The 17,205-nt window shown below is 56.7% G+C and carries 19 protein-coding genes; 14 read left to right on the top strand and 5 right to left on the bottom strand.

Features of this window, described 5'->3' with window-relative positions; all coding sequences use genetic code 11:
- The first annotated feature begins 177 nt into the window (after nt 1-177).
- The 3 genes from dbpB to queD are packed head-to-tail and all read left to right on the top strand — an operon-like array spanning nt 178 to nt 2,109.
- Nucleotides 178-1,233: a DGQHR domain-containing protein DpdB gene (gene dbpB, locus ACW9IR_RS05275; RefSeq protein WP_095974524.1), complete on the top strand. Its 1,056-nt coding sequence runs from the start codon at nt 178-180 to the stop codon at nt 1,231-1,233.
- Between the two features lie 31 nt (nt 1,234-1,264).
- On the top strand, nt 1,265-1,702 hold the full coding sequence (locus ACW9IR_RS05270) for a hypothetical protein (protein WP_457462034.1): 438 nt from the start codon (nt 1,265-1,267) through the stop codon (nt 1,700-1,702).
- A 44-nt stretch (nt 1,703-1,746) separates the two neighbouring features.
- A complete protein-coding gene (gene queD / locus ACW9IR_RS05265; protein WP_240889938.1) occupies nt 1,747-2,109 on the top strand; it encodes a 6-carboxytetrahydropterin synthase QueD in 363 nt (120 codons plus the stop codon).
- 706 nt (nt 2,110-2,815) lie between these two features.
- Here queD and ACW9IR_RS05260 read toward each other — a convergent pair.
- Nucleotides 2,816-3,574 carry a hypothetical protein gene (locus ACW9IR_RS05260; RefSeq protein WP_152980978.1) on the bottom strand — a complete coding sequence of 253 codons (759 nt, stop codon included), beginning with the start codon at nt 3,572-3,574 and terminating at the stop codon, nt 2,816-2,818.
- 164 nt (nt 3,575-3,738) lie between these two features.
- Between ACW9IR_RS05260 and ACW9IR_RS05255 the strand changes: the two genes are divergently transcribed.
- The 3 genes from ACW9IR_RS05255 (at nt 3,739) to ACW9IR_RS05245 (ending at nt 6,881) form a co-directional block, all read left to right on the top strand.
- Nucleotides 3,739-4,266 (top strand): lysis protein, encoded by a 528-nt coding sequence (locus ACW9IR_RS05255; protein WP_457462099.1) that lies wholly within the window; start codon nt 3,739-3,741, stop codon nt 4,264-4,266.
- Nucleotides 4,267-6,085: 1,819 nt separating this feature from the next.
- Nucleotides 6,086-6,460, top strand: a complete 375-nt coding sequence (locus tag ACW9IR_RS05250) for a hypothetical protein (RefSeq protein ID WP_457462031.1) — start codon at nt 6,086-6,088, stop codon at nt 6,458-6,460.
- Between the two features lie 274 nt (nt 6,461-6,734).
- A complete protein-coding gene (locus tag ACW9IR_RS05245) occupies nt 6,735-6,881 on the top strand; it encodes a YceK/YidQ family lipoprotein (RefSeq protein ID WP_457462029.1) in 147 nt (48 codons plus the stop codon).
- 67 nt (nt 6,882-6,948) lie between these two features.
- Here the strand turns inward: ACW9IR_RS05245 and ACW9IR_RS05240 are convergent, their stop codons facing one another.
- The 3 genes from ACW9IR_RS05240 to ACW9IR_RS05230 all read right to left on the bottom strand — a co-directional run bounded on the left by ACW9IR_RS05240 (nt 6,949) and on the right by ACW9IR_RS05230 (nt 8,653).
- Nucleotides 6,949-7,506, bottom strand: coding sequence for an NADAR family protein (locus ACW9IR_RS05240; protein WP_457462027.1), 558 nt, complete (start codon nt 7,504-7,506; stop codon nt 6,949-6,951).
- A gap of 77 nt (nt 7,507-7,583) precedes the next feature.
- Entirely contained in the window at nt 7,584-8,195 is a 612-nt protein-coding gene (locus ACW9IR_RS05235; protein WP_102901209.1) for a PulJ/GspJ family protein, read from the bottom strand.
- Nucleotides 8,192-8,653 (bottom strand): GspH/FimT family pseudopilin, encoded by a 462-nt coding sequence (locus ACW9IR_RS05230; RefSeq protein ID WP_102901208.1) that lies wholly within the window; start codon nt 8,651-8,653, stop codon nt 8,192-8,194. The genes ACW9IR_RS05235 and ACW9IR_RS05230 overlap by 4 nt, the downstream gene beginning before the upstream one ends.
- A gap of 114 nt (nt 8,654-8,767) precedes the next feature.
- On the opposite strand from ACW9IR_RS05230, the gene ACW9IR_RS05225 reads away from it, so the two are divergent.
- Nucleotides 8,768-9,199 (top strand): type II secretion system protein N, encoded by a 432-nt coding sequence (locus ACW9IR_RS05225; protein WP_102901207.1) that lies wholly within the window; start codon nt 8,768-8,770, stop codon nt 9,197-9,199.
- A 6-nt stretch (nt 9,200-9,205) separates the two neighbouring features.
- On the opposite strand, the gene gspI is transcribed toward ACW9IR_RS05225, so the two are convergent.
- Nucleotides 9,206-9,592, bottom strand: coding sequence for a type II secretion system minor pseudopilin GspI (gspI, locus tag ACW9IR_RS05220; protein WP_102901206.1), 387 nt, complete (start codon nt 9,590-9,592; stop codon nt 9,206-9,208).
- A gap of 146 nt (nt 9,593-9,738) precedes the next feature.
- Here gspI and gspG point away from each other — a divergent pair, with 146 nt between their 5' ends.
- The 7 genes from gspG to ACW9IR_RS05185 form a co-directional block, all read left to right on the top strand.
- The gene (gene gspG, locus ACW9IR_RS05215; protein WP_016984958.1) at nt 9,739-10,188 is read left to right on the top strand and encodes a type II secretion system major pseudopilin GspG; all 450 of its coding nucleotides are present in this window, start codon (nt 9,739-9,741) and stop codon (nt 10,186-10,188) included.
- Nucleotides 10,189-10,196: 8 nt separating this feature from the next.
- Nucleotides 10,197-11,183, top strand: a complete 987-nt coding sequence (gene gspK, locus ACW9IR_RS05210) for a type II secretion system minor pseudopilin GspK (RefSeq protein ID WP_102901205.1) — start codon at nt 10,197-10,199, stop codon at nt 11,181-11,183.
- The gene (gspL, locus tag ACW9IR_RS05205; protein WP_102901204.1) at nt 11,180-12,358 is read left to right on the top strand and encodes a type II secretion system protein GspL; all 1,179 of its coding nucleotides are present in this window, start codon (nt 11,180-11,182) and stop codon (nt 12,356-12,358) included. Before gspK ends, gspL begins: the two co-directional genes overlap by 4 nt.
- On the top strand, nt 12,351-12,893 hold the full coding sequence (gspM, locus tag ACW9IR_RS05200) for a type II secretion system protein GspM (protein ID WP_102901203.1): 543 nt from the start codon (nt 12,351-12,353) through the stop codon (nt 12,891-12,893). Before gspL ends, gspM begins: the two co-directional genes overlap by 8 nt.
- Nucleotides 12,890-15,256, top strand: a complete 2,367-nt coding sequence (gspD, locus tag ACW9IR_RS05195) for a type II secretion system secretin GspD (protein WP_457462023.1) — start codon at nt 12,890-12,892, stop codon at nt 15,254-15,256. Before gspM ends, gspD begins: the two co-directional genes overlap by 4 nt.
- On the top strand, nt 15,253-16,659 hold the full coding sequence (gene gspE, locus ACW9IR_RS05190) for a type II secretion system ATPase GspE (protein ID WP_457462021.1): 1,407 nt from the start codon (nt 15,253-15,255) through the stop codon (nt 16,657-16,659). Before gspD ends, gspE begins: the two co-directional genes overlap by 4 nt.
- Nucleotides 16,659-17,205, top strand: a 547-nt coding sequence (locus ACW9IR_RS05185) for a type II secretion system F family protein (RefSeq protein WP_457462019.1), incomplete at its 3' end; no start/stop codon positions are given. The genes gspE and ACW9IR_RS05185, both read left to right, overlap by 1 nt.

Raw genomic sequence — 17,205 nt, 5'->3', positions numbered from 1 at the left:
AAACTGTAGACCTGTTTTGACGGGTGTTGCATTTATCTGAGGCTGACAATTTACCATTTAATAACTGTATGGGCCAATGCGCTTAGGCTAGTTTTTATGCGGAAGGGTTGGTATAAGAGCCTCAATACTGCTGCTACCCCTCTTTCTGGGGGGCCGTTCGATGAAGGAAGAGACTCATTGCTTAAGTTCAGCGCAATCAAGGCGTTACAGAGCCCAACCCACCAAGTGGTATCGTTTGCGGCTACCGTTGAGCAGATTTTGGCGATCGCTAGCATCGACCGAGTCAAGCGTGATGATCGTGGCGCCCTTCATGGCTTTCAGCGGCCACAGGTGTCCAAGCACATACGAGAGATCCGCGACTACCTCTCCCGTCCCGATGCGGTAATGCCTAATGCTGTGGTGTTAGCGTTTACCAGTGGAGTCCGGGTGGTGGAAGGAAATGGAGCCTATGCAGAAATTGAGGTGGATATTTCATCCGGCCCTCCTGGGTTCGTTGTGGATGGTCAGCAGCGCCTATCTGCGTTAGCTGGGCTCGAGGGGAGTTCGTTCCAGCTACTGGTGTCTGCTCTTGTGTGTGAAAATCAGGAAGAGCTTCGCCGGCAATTCATTCTCGTCAACAACACCAGTCCATTACCGAAGTCGCTGGTATATGAACTGCTCCCGTCTGTCAGCGGCCTTCCATTCAGAATGACTTCCCGCGCCCGCGCAGCCCGCATCGTGGAAATGCTGAATTATGACGATCGATCTTCTTTGCAAGGACAGATTAAGCAGCATACCAATCCCTCAGGGGTCATCGGTGATACGTCGCTCCAGAAACTGGTAATGAATTCCCTATCTGACGGTTACTGTCGGGAGGTGATTGAGTTGTCGGGAGGTGAGGATCGGTGTTTCTTGGCCATCAGTGAGTTTTTCCAGGCGGTCCAGGAGGTGTTTGGAAATGCTTGGCATGGTCACACACCTAAAAGCTCTCGTCTCGTCCATAGCGCGGGGATTATTTCCATGGGGTTCGTCATGGAGCAGTTGTGTGCTACAGGAGCGCCACTGGCCCCAGTATTCAAGTTAGGCCTTAGAAAGCTACAAGGATATACAGCTTGGACGCTCGATTCGGGAGAGTGGTCCTTTAAAACAGGCAACCGGCCATGGAATGGAGTTCAGAATTTACATGGTGATATTCATCTTTTGACTGATCATTTGACCAGGGTGGTTCGAAGTTCGGAACTCGTACCTAGCTAACAGGGTTAATTACTATTATTTAGGAGGCAATATGCCTACTTTGGTTTCATCGGATCTGTCTCCAGCCCTGGCCAGTGACGCCAGTGTAAAAGAGTTCTCAGAAGTAATTCTTCATCTATCAATGGCTTTTCAGGAGGCATTGAGGAGGCTTGCAGGGCAGGACGAAGCTTTCCCTTCTGAAGGGTATGGCATGCTGACTGAAGCCTACGGTTTGCGGACGCGTGCGAATATTCTCTACCTGACGCCATCTACCCATGTGGTGCAGGCATTAAACTTTTCCCAAACTGCTATGTTGGGGAAATTCGCAGAAATATTGAATTGTTTGAGTGATGTAACCGATTTGCACACTGTTAACTCCATTTTGGTTTCCGTGATCACCATTGCATCAGCGCTGGGTGAGGGACGAGCCAAAGTTGTAGAGTTTTTGTTTGAAACCTTATGCGTCGATCTTGAGTCTTGGAAGGTTTAGTCTAGCTGTTTTGTTTTTTGTCGCGTGAGATACGGGAGGAATCAGTGGAGATTTTTAAAGAGTTCGTTTTTGAGGCCGCTCATCGACTGCCCAATGTTCCAGAAGGGCACAAATGTGGGCGTCTGCATGGTCATTCCTTTCGTATTGCAATTCATATTGATGGCCCTGTTGATAGAGCGTCGGGTTGGGTCAGGGATTTTTCCGAGATAAAGGAAATTTTCGCGCCTCTGTATGAACGCTTAGATCACAATTATCTTAATGAAATTCCCGGACTGGAAAATCCGACAAGCGAGGTTTTAGCCGTTTGGGTTTGGCAGGAGCTAAAGCCATTGCTTCCAGAGCTATCCGCAATACGTATTCACGAGACATGTACAAGTGGATGTATTTATAGAGGGCCGGAGGTATAACCACTCTCGTGTAAAGAAAGTAGAACTATGCGTAGTGTGTAGTTTACTGGGTAGGTCTAGGCTTTTATTGTCGAGTTTAGTGAAGGTTTTCTTGTCTGGCTCGACACTCGGCCCTGTAGGGAGGTGGATATGGTAAAGCCTAACAACGGTCGAGGTAAAAGTGCTAGGCGTGCTCAGACTCTTTCACCATATACTCTTAAATGGTACCAAGCGAAGATTACTTCTTGGGACTTTTCGTGGTCATTTCGAATGGCTACCCGACGCGAAGTATCGTCTGGGGAGGACGCTATCCAAGAATTCGCTGTCCTCATTTTCAAAGGTACTGTGGTTTGTCCGGAGGAATTTAAGTATCCGGAGATAGAGATTCAATTGGTGGAAGGGGTTGCCTTTATCCCCAAAGAAACTGTTACTCCAAGTATTGGCTCGATGAGCGCAAATGGTCGATTGCTCTAGGTCTACGTCTCAGTTCCTGTGGAACGGATAAAGACATTGGTGTCCGTTGCACCTCACATGCGGGTCGTTGATTTTCATGCATCGCCTTTACATTATCGTCGAGCGTTAGTCGTGTCGATACAATTAGATACTGAGGTGGAGTAATGTTTGGGCGCTGATCAAGGCGTATGTATCGAATGAGCGAGGCAGGTCATGGTGTCAGGCGATCCCGTACCAAAGATGCTAATCCGGCAACGTTGCATTGCACCGAAACTCAGTTCTCCCCATCCAACAACTTAGCCGCCCTGAACCTCTCTTCGAGCACCAGCACCACACCGGGGTAATACCTGGGGCCGGAAATGAAGCCTTCATGACCGAGGTGTGGAAAGGTGTAGGCATAACTGGTTTCTTTGCCTCCGGGGCGTACAAATCCCCGCTGCCCCTCTAGCCAGGTATTTAGCAGCGCCATGACTTGTTCCGGGTCCACATTCCCTAATTCGTCGGTGACGGCGTTTAGTGGCAGCGAAGGCACGATGAAGGTGGCGGCGAAACGTTGGTCTGTATCGTTAGCCAGATGTCCGCTGTCCTCCCAGGCAGCCTGCAAGCCCTTGTGCACATTACGTGTCGGGTTGGAGCGTGGCCCAACCCGTTGCCAAGCTTGCTTGGCCTCGAAACCGAAGCAAACCTTGCGATTGGTGACATAGAGATCACATCGTCCCGGGCGCAGGTCGCCCGATTCCACGCCATCTGCTTTGACTTTGTGGCGCTTGCCCGTGGAGAACTCCTCCAAGGCCACCCAGTTTTCCATGGACCAGGCGGCGCCGGCCAGCGAGCTAAGAGTGGCACGCTCGTTGTACCACCAGCAGTTATCGACATACTTATGGATCGCCGCGTAACGCTCCACCATCGCCGTCCATTGCTCCAGTAGAGTCTTAAGTGAACCCTTGGGGGCCTTTACCTTGGTAAGCGATGTCATGTGGGTTCCCTTGTGATCTTCTTGATCGCAGAGCCGGTGGCCATTGATGATTTCCATCTATTTGTATTAGTGGCTAAAAGACATAATGCTGTCAATGTAGCTGCCACTGTCCTTCGCCAACCATGAGCTTAGTAAGACGATGTATGTGACGGCCCCGTCCGTGCCCAGGTAAGTCGCGGTGCCCCACCGAATTATGCGCCTGGCTTATTTGGCGCTATGCCATTGGAGGTTTTTCGATTTTAAGAAAGGGATTATCGGATGGTATCGGCAGCGCCTGGCAGTTTCAGGATTGGCGCTATGGGCAGCAGCTTGCCGATCAGGCAAAGCTGCATGCAGAAAACCTTAAGCAACTGACCCAGGCCGCCGCAACCGCGCAGTTGGCCGAGCAAGATAAGCGATTGGCGCTCGAGCAGCGGCTTTCGGCCAGCGAGCAAACTCACTTCAGGAAAATGACTGATGCCCAACGTGACCAAGATCGCCTGCGTGATCGCCTTGCCACTGCTGATTTGCGGCTGTCAGTCCTCCTCGACGCGGCCGACGTTGCCAAAAGCTGCGACGTGCCAACCACTGCCGGCGCCGGCGACGTGGATCATGCAGCCGTACGCGCCCGACTTGACCCAGCGCATGCTCAACGAATTATCGCCATCACCGACACCGACACCGACACCGACACCGACACCGACACCGGCGACCGGGGATTGATTGCGTTGCAGGCGTGTCAGTCGTATGTGAAAGCACTTCAAAAATAAGGAATGTGTTAGATCGGCAGGACGCCGTAGGCGGGGTTTGCTGCTTGGAATTCTCCCCAAAACGCAACCGTTTAGACCAATGTTTATTGGGTTCTGAACAGTCGCAAATTGGGGTGTTTTTCATGGCTGATTTTGTGGGCAAGACCTTGATTTAAAAGGACTTTATAGATTCTTATGGAGCATCCCAGGCCTCGACACCAGAAATTGCCTATCAGTAGGTCAGCATAAAAGAAAGGACTTACCACGGATCGCCATCATTTCGCCTTAGTAAGCATTGCATTTTTCAGGTAGCCTCTCCGTTTTATTTGAGGAGCGCTAGGCAATGGGCAAGGGACTGTACTTGGTGTATTTCATCGTCTTCTTATTACTTGTAAAGATTAGCTTCGACTTGTACCAATCTGGCGTAAAAATACTTGTGGACTTCGATCAATGTCAGAGGCTAGAAGTCCCAGAAAAAGCCGAATGCCAGCACAATGTGGAAGGTCGTTCGGGTATCTGGTCAAAAGTCCTCCTTTCTGTTACGGGCAGAAACTGAGCTAACACTGTAGGAATATACAACGTTAAGTTATTGATTCTTATGGGCTGGTCTTTGTTCTTTGAAGGTAACCTGAAACGGTGTGTATTCCTTATGGAACAATAGCTTGCGTCTATTTTGTGGCCACCTTGACATGGTGGCTGCCTGATCAGCCAGGGAGCGGCTTTTTTCGTGTGCCGGTGCAATGGGGATATGCTGTGCGGCCATAAAATGCGCGGCCGGCGTACCGGCCTCTTTTTGCTGTGCGGGTCGTCATGGCGCTCCCACATGAAGGGCACAGCCCCAACTTTTCCCATTCAGCAGTGGGGGGCTTTTCCGGCGTTATCCTGTTTACCTGCAATGGCGGCGTGGCCGTGCGGGGAGTTGGTGCGGAATAGGGCGGAGAAGGGTTGTTTTTCCGCCCGAATATTTTGCCGTAGAGCCAAAAACAGCCAAAGACTCCACCAATAAATAAGAGAACTCCAAATCCTCCCGCACCGCCTCCACGCCCACCTCTTCCACCTCGACCGCCCCGGCCGCCACCTCTTGCAAAGGCTGCTTCACTCACCATGCCCATGGCGAGAAGCAGTAGTATTCGACGGGAAACAACCTGCCTATTCATGGGTAAGCATCCTGCTATTAATTGGCTACTGCTTAAGGTATCAGCCCCAGCTTATATGATCACGGTTAGTGCGCAAAACCCCCTCTGTAGGCCGCGTGTTTTCGTTTGCATAAGCACAAAAAAATGGATGTTTTGCTACCCTCTAAACAAGTATTTGTCCATACAGAACAATTAGTTAGGCGCGTACAGTCCACAGCATGGGGTGCTAGGGGTCGAGTGTTCGAATCACTCCGTCCCGACCATATTTTTCAATGACTTAGCCCAATCTGAAAAGGTTGGGCTTTTTCATGCTTGGGGATTTTTGAGGGGGCATCCCGTTTCTCTCCTCAAGATGGTCAGTGGCAGTCCTCGCGAATTGATTGCCCTCGATGCGCACTCAGCCAAAGGCTGCGACGTCGGGCTGCATGGGGATCATGCTGTCGTATACGCACGAATGCACCAATGCATGCTAGATGTCGATGAAAGCCATTACTCCCGATGCTAGACGACATTGCCTCTAGAGTGTCGCGTCTGTGAGGGCGCCAATCAAATCTCTTGCTCTACAACTTAGCACTTTCGAAATAGCGCTATAGTGCTGATGTTACTTTTTAAGTCTGTTATATAGAAATATATAGGCCGTAAGTATCTTTGACGCCAGGAAATATCAAACTATAGTTTTTTTGCTGCAGGCAAAGTTCTATTTTTTGGATGATGAGGTGTTGCTAAACGCCAGAGCCTGTGATGCTAAAGGATATGGTGTAGGCAAGGCCAACTACTACGTTATGAACATTGATAAGGGGGACAAGAAGTATCCTTATAGCGGTGAGAAGGCAATAGTGGGGCAGGCAATATTTAGAGTCGGTGAGAATGGATTGCCAGAGGCGCTGGGTCTGCGAGGGGCGTTCAGGGGTGGTGAGGATGTATGGATGATGATCAATGACACGTTCGATGGCCTTGATGACAATGACGGTTCCCTCCAACTCAGGTTTGTTCCGGCGGGAGGACGGTCGCTGGACCCGACAAACTCTCTCGGTGATCCCATCGGTACTCAATATCCAAAGGACACGTTCACGAACTAAGAATGGTTGCGTGTTTCTTAGCGTTTCTATTCGTGCGGGATGACGATGGTCCCATCTTCCAATAGCTTTCGTTCGATTTAACTTTGCTGGCTGTGCTGTTGGCGGATTTTTCTGGTGCTATAAATCAATAAAGTTGGTGGAACTTGGGGTGCGCACAAACAGGAGGTGCCACTGAGCGACTATCAGAGTCACTCTGTTCCGGTCGTTTATTTTATTTAAAAAGGCCAATGCATTCTGTATTGGCCTTTTTAGTACGTGCCCCTTTGGCTCGTGGTTGGTCGGTACATCCAAAGGCAAGTTGATTCCCTTTCTACTGATCGACGCGCCATTTTCATTGGTGGTCGATACAGTATTCTTCCCTTCGAATATCAATACACCTGCAATTTATGACTTGCGGGTAGTGCAACCTAAAGCGCTGTAAAACCCCCTTGGAAAAGCCTTGGCGCACGCCAAGGATTTTTCGTTTCTGACGCCACCGCCGATAAAACTCAGGACGATCCAACCCTGCCGTCCCGCACCTGCATCAGTGCAAACCCCAGAAGATTCAGGCCTTTCCACAGATTCGGATCGTTCACATCCGCGTGATCTTGCGCGAGCCCAATTCCCCAAATGTCATCAACCGGGCTCGCTTCGACAATGACCCGAGATCCAGTGCGCATCAGGAATTCGTTCAGTTCCGGGTTTTGGGAGAACTTGGCTTGGTTTGCCCGGACGACGATGTCGTATCGGTGTTGCAGCCAGCGTTGGTCGTTGAACCCGAGCACCTTGCGGCCGAGGGCTTTGGCGGCGTTCGGGGTCGGGGCCTGCAGCACTTGTGCACGAATTTCCTGATCGTCGAACAACGCTGCCTTCTCGGCCATCATGAAGTGTTCGGCTGTCGGGTAGCGTTGCCCCTCGACAACGAATTCGGCTTCGTACCACTGGCTGAAGCACGAAGCCGTGACGGCGTTCTTGCTTCGCTGGTGTCCCCAGAAAAAAGTGAAATCCAGAGGCTCTCCGGCGTTGAAGCGAGCGCGTAGATCTTCGAGAAGTTTAGAGTCGTGCAATGAGATTTCCTCGGTAACTGACTTTCGACGTTACAGTTGCTGTGCGTGTCAGGGCAATACGCAATATCGCCCAGAGACTAATCCAGTGGGCCCAATACCTGGCGGTAGTGTTCTTCGCCTTGAAGCGTCTGCCGGATCAGGCGGATTTCCAGGCCTTGGGGGTTTTCTTTGCGGTTGCCACTGAGCTGGCGCCACCCCATCTGCGGTTCCCAGACGCGCACTTGCAAATCGCTGATGCTGTCGAGCACCGCCACTGCCTGTTTCGGCGCGGGCAGCGGGTAGCGATCACGTGGTGTGGCGGCGGCGCGGTACAGGGTTTGATCTTTCAACCACCAGCGCACGCGTTGCAAGCCGTTCTGCGAGGTGGCTGCACTGCGGATCACGTCAAGACGAAAGCGTTGGTCGTCGGCGCTGCGCACGCTGATTGCCGCTGGCTGCTCGGATCGTTCGTCATCGTTGTCGTTCAACAGTGGCTCGCGCAGTTCGATGCTGGCGCGCAAGGCGATATCTCGTTCCAGTTGATGCAGCGTGCGCAGCAGTGCTTCGGTGTGTTCGGTGCTCGCCTGCAGATGCGTGTCGGCGCGGCTCACGCTGTCCAGACCGCGCCAGGCAATCAGGCTGACGATCGCCATGAGCAGGATCGCGACCATCACTTCGATCAGGGTAAAACCCTCTTGCCGGCTATTCATGGCTGGTTGGCCAAGGTCAATCTGCCCGTGGCTGTGCGTTGCACGGTGAGCGTGTTCTGGCCGTCCGAGAGTTGCAGTTGCACGGGTGAATCGAACCACTCGGCGTTCAGTATCAGCGGCTGCCTGGGTGTCACTCGCACCTTCAGCGATGGCGTTTCCCAGTGACGAGGGCGCAGTTGCGGATCGGCGAGAAAATGATCGAAGCCGGGGCCTTGTTCATTGCGACGGATGAAACGAAAACCGTTTTTGTCCGCCAGCCAAGTGATCGGGCGTCCATCGGCCAGTGCTTCGGCATGGGCGATTTGCAGCAACTGGATCAAGCGATTGGCGTCCTTGCGCAGCAGTTGCGCCGGGTCAGGCTTGATACTCAGGCTGACGGCGGCGCTGGCGATGCCGATGATGATCAGCACCACCATCAATTCGATGAGGGTGAAGCCTGTTTGTCTGTCCTTGGTCATAGCGCAACGTTCCTTCGTTGTGAATCCATCCTGGCGGATTCAAACCATCAATCCGGATAGAAAAGCGAATGTTGTCCTGTAGACTGCGACGCAGGACAACAGGGAGGTTGGGTCTTGGCATTTACTTTTCGCTTATCCGCAACGCAGCTTGTGCAATCGGCGGCGCTGATCGCTGCACTCGCAGGCGGACTGTTCTGGTCTGCGCTATTGCTGACGCCGGCAGAATCCCACGTTCCGGCGGTGGCACCGCAAGTGTTGCCGACGCGCGCCGACACAGCGGCTTTGCAGTGGTTTTCCAACCAGCCGGCACCGTTGGATATCAAGGTTTCCGGAGTGCTGGCAGGGGCGCACGCTGCAGTAGCAATCCTAAGTCTCAACGACGGTCCGCCGCGCAGTTTTCTGGTGGGTGATCGCCTGACCCAGGGGGTGCGCGTGATAGCCATTGAACAGGATGCGGTGATCATCGAGCGTGGCGCAGAACAGAGCCGATTAAAAGTCAGCACGCTGCCAGACTCCCCGTCGCTGCCTCGGTTGACTCGACCCTGAGCTGTGTCATTGGCGCTTTTCCTGTGGCCGGCCGAGTAAGGTTTCGAGTCGCGCCAGGGGCGGTGCCTGACGTTCACGATCGGAAACCAGCAGCGTCACGCGCAGCAGTCGTCCATCGGTGCTCGGGGTCATGCGTTGGTCACAGCGCAGTTGCAGGCGACCTTGATCACACTCGAAGGTTTTCAGTCCTGGGGAAAAATCTTCCTCCAGGCGCAATTCGGCGAGCCGGGTTTGCGCCGCCAGCAAAGCGATCGAGCGATCGCGCAACAGGCCATTGCTCTGGGTCATCAGACCCGCAACGCGAACGGCCGCAGACATGGCCACGGCGATGATCGCCAAGGCCACCAGAACCTCGATGAGGGTGAAACCTCGCTCCTTGCGCAACGCTTCCATGCTTGTCTCTGCGGTTGAAACCGGCCCGCAGAATAACACCCGTCCTTTGGCGAATGTGCAGAAAAACAGTGCGTTAATGATTGTTGTACGATGACTGGCTTTTGTTACACTGCGCGCCGAATGTAATCATGCCAAGGAAGGTTGAAATGGATTTCGCGCGCGTCAAATCTCAGTCCGCAGGCCGTCGAGGTCAGCAGGGTTTCACCCTGATCGAGATCATGGTGGTGGTGGTCATCCTCGGCATTCTGGCGGCGATGGTCGTGCCCAAGGTGCTCGACCGACCTGATCAGGCCCGAGCCACTGCGGCAAAACAAGACATCGCCGGCCTGATGCAGGCACTCAAACTCTACCGCCTCGACCACGGCACTTACCCGACGCTGAATCAGGGGCTCAAGGTGTTGGTGGAGCGTCCGGCGGATGCGAAGAACAGCAACTGGCGCTCTTATCTGGAGCGCTTGCCCAACGACCCGTGGGGTCGTCCTTACAACTATCTGAATCCTGGCGCGAACGGTGAGATCGACATCTTCTCCCTCGGCGCAGACGGCCAACCCGACGGCGACGGCGTCAATGCCGATATCGGTTCCTGGCAGCTCTGAGAGCGTCCATGAAATCATCCTCGCCACAGGCGCAGAAGCAGCGCGGCATGGCCATTATCAGCGCCTTGCTGATTGCCGCTGTGGTCGCGGTGATCGCCGCTGGCATGCTCACCCGGCAGAGCGTTTTTACCCGTTCTCTTGAAGCGGAACAGTCTCGCGTGCAGGGCGCTGCCGCGCTGTTGGCGGGGCTGGAGCTCAGTCGGCAATTGCTCAGGGACACGCGTCAACAGGACGCGCTGACCCGGCTCGATCAACCTTGGGCGCAGCCTGTCAAAAGCCATTTGTTGAGTTCGCCGGGGAGCGGTTTCGAGGGGCGCATCGAGGATCAGCAGGGCAAGTTCAATTTACGCAATTTACTCAGCAATGAACGCGTCGATGGCGGACAGTTGCGCAGCTTCGAACGCCTCTGCGAAATGATCGGAATCGATGCTGCCCTCAGCCAGCGCATCAGCCAGCGAGTCATTGCTTCCTACCCGAGAATGCCCGACCCTCAAGCCGCCGGGCAGAGTATGGCGCAGACGGGGTTCGACGGCGTCCGCGCGACGTCGCCGAGTGCGCGCCAAAGGCCCTTGCCGGCCACTCAGCCGATGTTGCGCAGCCTTGATGATTTACGTGGCCTCGAAGGCATGAACGAGGAGCTGCTTGGGCGCTTGAATCAGTATGTCAGCCTGATTCCGGCCAAGACCTGGGTCAACGGTAATACCGCCAGCGCCGAGGTATTGGTGGCGGTGGTACCGGGGTTATCGCTCGCGCAGGCCAGGGCCGTGGTGGGAGAGCGCGATCGTGGCCAGTGGTTCATCAATCGCGGGGACTTCGTTAACCGTCTGCACTTGCCGCATCTGACCGTCGACGGACTGAACGTCGGCATCAGCAGCGATTGGTTTCTGCTGCGCGGACACGCGCGTCGGGACCAGCGCCGCGTCAGCCTGGATGCGCTGCTGCATCGACCCGCCGACGAGATGCCGAAAGTGGTCTGGTCGAGGCTCGGCGTATGACGCGCCTGCGAGTCGCCTTGCCGCCGCTGGCGGGTTTGACCTCAGACTCTGAGGTTGAATTTGCGCGCCTGGATCGGCACGACCAGGTCAGTCAGACCGGTGTCAGTACGCTGTTGCTGATTGAACAGGAGTGGCCGTTACAGCCCGTCGAGTTTTTTCTGCATCCGGCGGACAGTGTACTGACCAGTTTGCATCTGCCACCGCTGGCGCCAGTGAAGATCGAGGCGGCGGTGAAGTGTGCCGCGCAGGCGCTGATTCTGGGTGGCACTGAACAGATGTACGTTGCACACAGTGCTCGTGAGGTCTCAGGACAAGTGTCGCTGGCCTGGCTCGCGCAGGCATCTCTGGATCGTTTCGGGCAGTTATTGACTCAGCACCGATTGAAGCTGCGAGGCCTTTACCCAGCGCCTTATGCGTTGCCGGTGCCAGCGCAGGGGCAGGTCAGCGCGTGTGTATTGGACGGGCAATTGCTGCTGCGCTTCAGCCGTGCGCAGGCTTCGGTAGAACCCTTGGCGCAGGAGCGTCTGGATGAACTCGTCACCAGTGGTCGCGGCTTGCAGTGGATCGGCGCGGATGCTCCTGCAACAGTCGTCGAACCACGACCTGCGGAGCAGCGCTGGTGTGGCGTCGCGCCGGGATGGGGGTTGCATGCAGGCGTCGGCAAGGCTGCCGGCCCCGCTCGCGGTTGGGGCAAGGCCGTCTTTTGTTGTGCCTTGGCGATCGCGATCTGGGTGTCGGGGCTGAACCTTTACGCGGCCCGTGAAGTGACCGAGGGCGAACAGCTCAAGGCGCAAATGAGCCAGCGGGTGAAGCAGGCTTTTCCAGAGTTACCGGTGATCCTCAATCCGTTGCAGCAGGCTCGCCAGCAATTGGCAGCCCGGCACAGTGGTGTGACGGCCGACGCGAATCACGGGTTTGCCTACCTGGTGCAACACGCCGCGAGCGCGCTGCCGTTTATGGCAGGCAGCGTCCAGCACATGACCTTTGAGCAGGGACGTTTGCAGTTGGAGTTGGCTGCCGATACTGCGCAGGCACCCGCCGACGGCGCTTTGCCGGGAGCGCTGACGCAGGCAGGGTTGGTCGCCAGACGCGAAGACAACGTGTGGATTTTCAGCCCGCAGGTTGAGCCGGCAGCGGTTGAGGACGATGCCGTCATGGACAGCGACGATGAATAATCTACTGGCGATCTATCGGGCTTGCTGGCTGCTGCTGCGAGCACAGATTCATCGGCATTGGGCGCCGCTGACCTTGCGCGAAAAACGCCTGGTCGCGGGCACCGCATTGATGTTGGGGGGCGTGCTGATCTGGCTGCTGCTCGTCCAGCCACCGCTGAAAAAAATTCAACATTGGCAGACCGAAACGCCGAAGTTGCGTGGCCAGGCCGAGGCGCTGGATCTGTTGTTGCGCGAGGTGGCAACAGCGCCCATCGGACAAAACTTCGAGCGGTCATTGCAGCAATCTCTCGATGGCAGCGGGCTGCTTGGTCACTACCAACTGCAGGCAATTGGCACCGCTTGGCAGTTGACGTTCGAGGATGCGCCCGCTGATGCCGTCATCAGTTGGCTGTTAATCCACCCCGTGCAGTTTTCACTTGAAGTGGTCGAGGCTCGTTTGCAGCGTGCAAGTGAGGTCAAGGTCGATGATACGGCAGGCACTCTGTCGGGAACCGTTCGCATGGATCAGGCGCTGGGCGCTAAGGAAGCTTCATGAAGTGGTCAGGTTCCAATTATGTACGTACGGCCGCGCCGTTTCTGTTGTTGGCACTGAGCGCGTGCAGTAACACCACCACGCCACAGAATCAGCCGCCGTTGCTGGTCGACAGTGAACTGGGGCGGCCGTTGGCCAACACTCAGCGCAGCGGCGACGCGGTACTCGACCGCGAGCGTGCGCAGGCTCAGGCGCGACCGGCGCCGAAGCCATTGCACAACATCAGCAAGAGTGCGCGCAGTGGTGCGGCGCCATCGGGCATTGCCTTGCCAAGCAATCCTTTGGGCGATCAACCGGTGACGCTGAATTTTGTCGACGCCGATATTCAAGCGGTGGTCCGGGCGTTGTCGCGGTCGACCGGCCAGCAGTTTTTGGTCGACCCTCGGGTCAAGGGCACGTTGACGCTGGTCTCGGAAGGTCAGGTGCCGGCGCGGCAGGCTTACGACATGTTGTTGGCGGCGTTGCGTATGCAGGGTTTCAGTGTGGTTGATGTCGGCGGTGTGGCGCAGGTGGTGCCGGAGGCGGATGCGAAGTTGCTGGGCGGGCCGATTTACAGCGCTGACAAACCGGCCGGTAACGGCATGCTCACCCGCACGTTTCGTCTGCAATACGAGAACGCGGTGAACCTGATTCCGGTGCTGCGGCCAATTGTTTCGCCGAACAATCCGATCAACGCCTATCCGGGCAACAACACCATCGTCATCACCGATTACGCCGAGAACCTGACGCGTGTTGCGCAATTGATCGCGAGCATTGATTCGCCGAGCGCGATCGATACGGATGTGGTGCAGATTCAGAACGGTATCGCTGCCGACATTGCGCCGATGGTCGCGGATTTACTCGATGCGCCGGGCAATGATCCGACGCAGAAAATCGCGGTGATTGGTGACCCGCGTTCCAACACCATCATCATTCGCGCGGGTAGCCCGGAGCGTACGGAGCTGGCGCGTAATCTGATTTACAAACTGGATAACGCGCAGAGCAATCCGAGCAATCTGCATGTGGTTTATCTGCGTAATGCGCAGGCGGCGAAACTGGCGCAGGCCTTGCGCGGGTTGCTCACGGGAGAGAGTGACAGCGGCAGCAGTGACAGTGCGCGTTCGGTGCTTAGTGCGATGGGTGCAAGTACTGGCGGCAATGCTGGGCAGAGCGGCCAGAGCGGTACGCAAACCAGCGGCACGACATCGACCAGCAATAGCAGCGGCAGTACCGGTGGCAGTTACGCACAAGGCAGTGGCGGCACCAGTAGCAGCGGTAATCAGGCGAGCGAACAGAACGTCGCCTTCAGTGCCGGCGGCGTGACCATTCAGGCTGACGCGACCACCAACACCTTGCTGATTTCTGCGCCGGAGCCGCTGTATCGCAACCTGCGCGAAGTCATCGATCTTCTCGACCAGCGTCGTGCGCAAGTGGTGATCGAAAGTCTGATCGTCGAAGTCGGTGAGGACGATGCCAGTGAGTTTGGTGTGCAATGGCAGACGGGCAATCTTGGCGGCAACGGCGTGATCGGTGGCGCGAATCTGGGTGGTTCGGGACTCAACACCAACGGCAAAACCAGCATCGACGTGCTGCCGCAGGGTTTGAACCTGGGTTACGTCAACGGCACCGTCGACATTCCCGGGATCGGCAAGATTCTCGACCTGAAAGTGCTGGCCCGGGCCTTGAAGAGCAAGGGCGGCACCAACGTGCTGTCGACGCCGAACCTGCTGACCCTCGACAACGAAGCGGCGAGTATTTTTGTCGGCCAGACCATTCCGTTTGTCAGCGGCAGTTATGTGACTGGCGGTGGCGGCACCAGCAACAACCCGTTCCAGACCGTGACCCGGGAAGAGGTTGGCCTGAAGCTCAATGTGCGCCCGCAGATTTCTGAGGGCGGCACGGTCAAGCTCGATATCTATCAGGAAGTCAGCAGCATTGATGAGCGGGCTTCGGCCAGTTCGACATCGGCGGGGATCGTCACCAACAAACGCGCGATCGACACCAGCATCCTGCTGGATGACGGGCAGATTATGGTGCTCGGCGGATTGCTGCAGGACGGTTACAGCCAGAGCAATGACGCGGTGCCATGGCTGGGCAGTCTGCCGGGGATTGGCGCGCTGTTTCGCAATGAACGCCGGGCGATCACCAAGACCAACCTGATGGTGTTCCTGCGCCCGTACATCATCCGCGACAGCGAAGCGGGGCGCAGCATTACTCTCAATCGCTACGACTTCATGCGCCGCGCCCAGGGTGGTTTGCAGCCGGAACGCAGTTGGGCGATGCCGGACATGCAGGCGCCGCAGTTGCCGACGGCGGCGCAGGGTGTGCCGGCGGTTATGCCTGCCTCAGGGCCACGCGCGACGATCAAAGCGGTGCCCATCCAATGAGTTCGCTGCCCTACGCCTGGGCCAAGGCGCAGCGGATTCTGTTGTGCGATGGCGTGCTGACGGTGTGCCCGTCAACGCCGGGCTGGTCGATCAGCGAGGCGCGGCGGCAGTTTGGCGCGACCACGATTCAGCGGGTGCGCGATGACGAACTCGATGGCTTGCTCGCCGCTGCCTACGCCGACACCGGTAGTGCAGCGGCGGTGGTTGGGGCTGCGGAAAACGAAGTCGACCTTGATCGTCTGATGCAGGACATACCGGAAATCACCGACCTGCTCGACACCCAGGACGGCGCGCCGGTGATCCGCATGATCAACGCCTTGCTCACCCAAGCGGCGCGCGATGAGGCCAGCGACATTCACATCGAACCGTTCGAAACCCATTCCGTGGTGCGCTACCGCGTCGACGGCACCCTGCGTGACGTGGTCTCGCCGCGCAAAGCGTTACACGGTGCGCTGGTGTCGCGGATCAAGATCATGGCGCAACTCGACATTGCCGAAAAACGCCTGCCGCAGGACGGTCGCATCGCCTTGCGCGTGGCCGGGCGGCCGATCGATATTCGTGTTTCAACCGTGCCGACGGGGCATGGCGAGCGCGTGGTGATGCGCTTGCTCGACAAACAGGCTGGGCGTCTGCATCTGGAAACGCTGGGCATGGACGCGCAGGTATTGGCCAAACTCGACCACCTGATCCGCCAGCCCCACGGCATCGTTTTGGTCACCGGGCCGACCGGCAGCGGTAAAACTACCAGCCTCTACGCGGCACTGGCGCGGCTGGATGCGAGTACCAGCAACATCCTCACCGTCGAAGACCCGGTGGAATACGACTTGCCGGGCATCAGTCAGATTCAGGTTAACGCCAAGATCGACATGACCTTCGCCCTCGCACTGCGGGCAATTCTGCGCCAAGACCCGGACATCATCATGATCGGTGAAATCCGCGATCTCGAAACTGCGCAAATTGCCGTGCAAGCATCGCTGACCGGTCACTTGGTGCTGGCGACGCTACACACCAACGACGCGGTGTCGGCGGTCAACCGTTTGATCGACATGGGCGTCGAGCCGTTTCTGCTGGCCTCGTCGATGCTCGGGGTGCTGGCGCAACGCTTGGTGCGGCGCCTGTGCAATCAATGCAAGGAAGAAGACCCCACCGCGCCCGGCACCTGGCGCCCGGTCGGTTGCCCGGCGTGCAATCAAACCGGCTACAGCGGCCGCACCGGCATCCATGAATTGTTCTGCATCGACGACGATATCCGCACACTGATCCACCAAGGGGCAGGGGAGCAGGCTCTGCGCGCATCAGCCGCCAAGGCCGGGATGTTCAGCCTGCGTGAGGACGGTGAACGCTGGATCCGCAGCGGCGCCACCGCGCCCGAAGAAATCTTGCGTGTGACACGGGACGCCTGATGAATCGCTATCGTTTTGAAGCCGCCGACGCGACCGGCAAGATCGAATCCGGACATCTGGAAGCGGACAGCCAGAGCGCCGCGTTCACAACATTACGCGGGCGCGGGTTGACCGCGTTGTCGGTGCACAAGGAAAGCAACGTCGCCCAGCACGGCGGCGGTGGATTGTTCAGCGCCAAACTCTCGGACAACGACCTGGCCTGGGCCACGCGGCAACTGGCGAGTCTGCTCGGCGCGAGTCTGCCGCTGGAAGCGGCGCTGAGTGCCACGGTAGAGCAGGCCGAGAAAAAGCACATCGCCCACACGCTCAGCGCCGTACGTGCGGATGTGCGCAGCGGCATGCGTCTGGCGGAGTCCTTGGCCGCACGGCCGCGAGACTTTCCGGAGATTTACCGGGCATTGATTGCGGCGGGTGAAGAATCTGGCGATCTGGCGCAAGTGATGGAACGGCTCGCCGATTACATCGAGGAACGCAACAACCTGCGCGGCAAAATTCTCACCGCGTTTATCTATCCGGGCGTGGTTGGGCTGGTGTCGATCGGCATCG

The sequence above is a fragment of the Pseudomonas sp. SDT291_1_S447 genome (genome assembly GCF_054070155.1).
The sequence above is the reverse complement of the archived record's forward strand: the minus strand, read 5'-3'. Positions and strand labels throughout refer to the sequence as shown.

Coding starts and splice junctions, on each gene's coding strand:
- gspG (WP_016984958.1), top strand. CDS start 9,739: ATGGATTTCGCGCGCGTCAAATCTCAGTCCGCAGGCCGTCGAGGTCAG.
- gspI (WP_102901206.1), bottom strand. CDS start 9,592: ATGGAAGCGTTGCGCAAGGAGCGAGGTTTCACCCTCATCGAGGTTCTG.
- ACW9IR_RS05230 (WP_102901208.1), bottom strand. CDS start 8,653: ATGACCAAGGACAGACAAACAGGCTTCACCCTCATCGAATTGATGGTG.
- gspM (WP_102901203.1), top strand. CDS start 12,351: ATGAATAATCTACTGGCGATCTATCGGGCTTGCTGGCTGCTGCTGCGA.
- gspK (WP_102901205.1), top strand. CDS start 10,197: ATGAAATCATCCTCGCCACAGGCGCAGAAGCAGCGCGGCATGGCCATT.
- ACW9IR_RS05235 (WP_102901209.1), bottom strand. CDS start 8,195: ATGAATAGCCGGCAAGAGGGTTTTACCCTGATCGAAGTGATGGTCGCG.
- gspL (WP_102901204.1), top strand. CDS start 11,180: ATGACGCGCCTGCGAGTCGCCTTGCCGCCGCTGGCGGGTTTGACCTCA.
- gspE (WP_457462021.1), top strand. CDS start 15,253: ATGAGTTCGCTGCCCTACGCCTGGGCCAAGGCGCAGCGGATTCTGTTG.
- ACW9IR_RS05270 (WP_457462034.1), top strand. CDS start 1,265: ATGCCTACTTTGGTTTCATCGGATCTGTCTCCAGCCCTGGCCAGTGAC.
- gspD (WP_457462023.1), top strand. CDS start 12,890: ATGAAGTGGTCAGGTTCCAATTATGTACGTACGGCCGCGCCGTTTCTG.
- ACW9IR_RS05260 (WP_152980978.1), bottom strand. CDS start 3,574: ATGGAAATCATCAATGGCCACCGGCTCTGCGATCAAGAAGATCACAAG.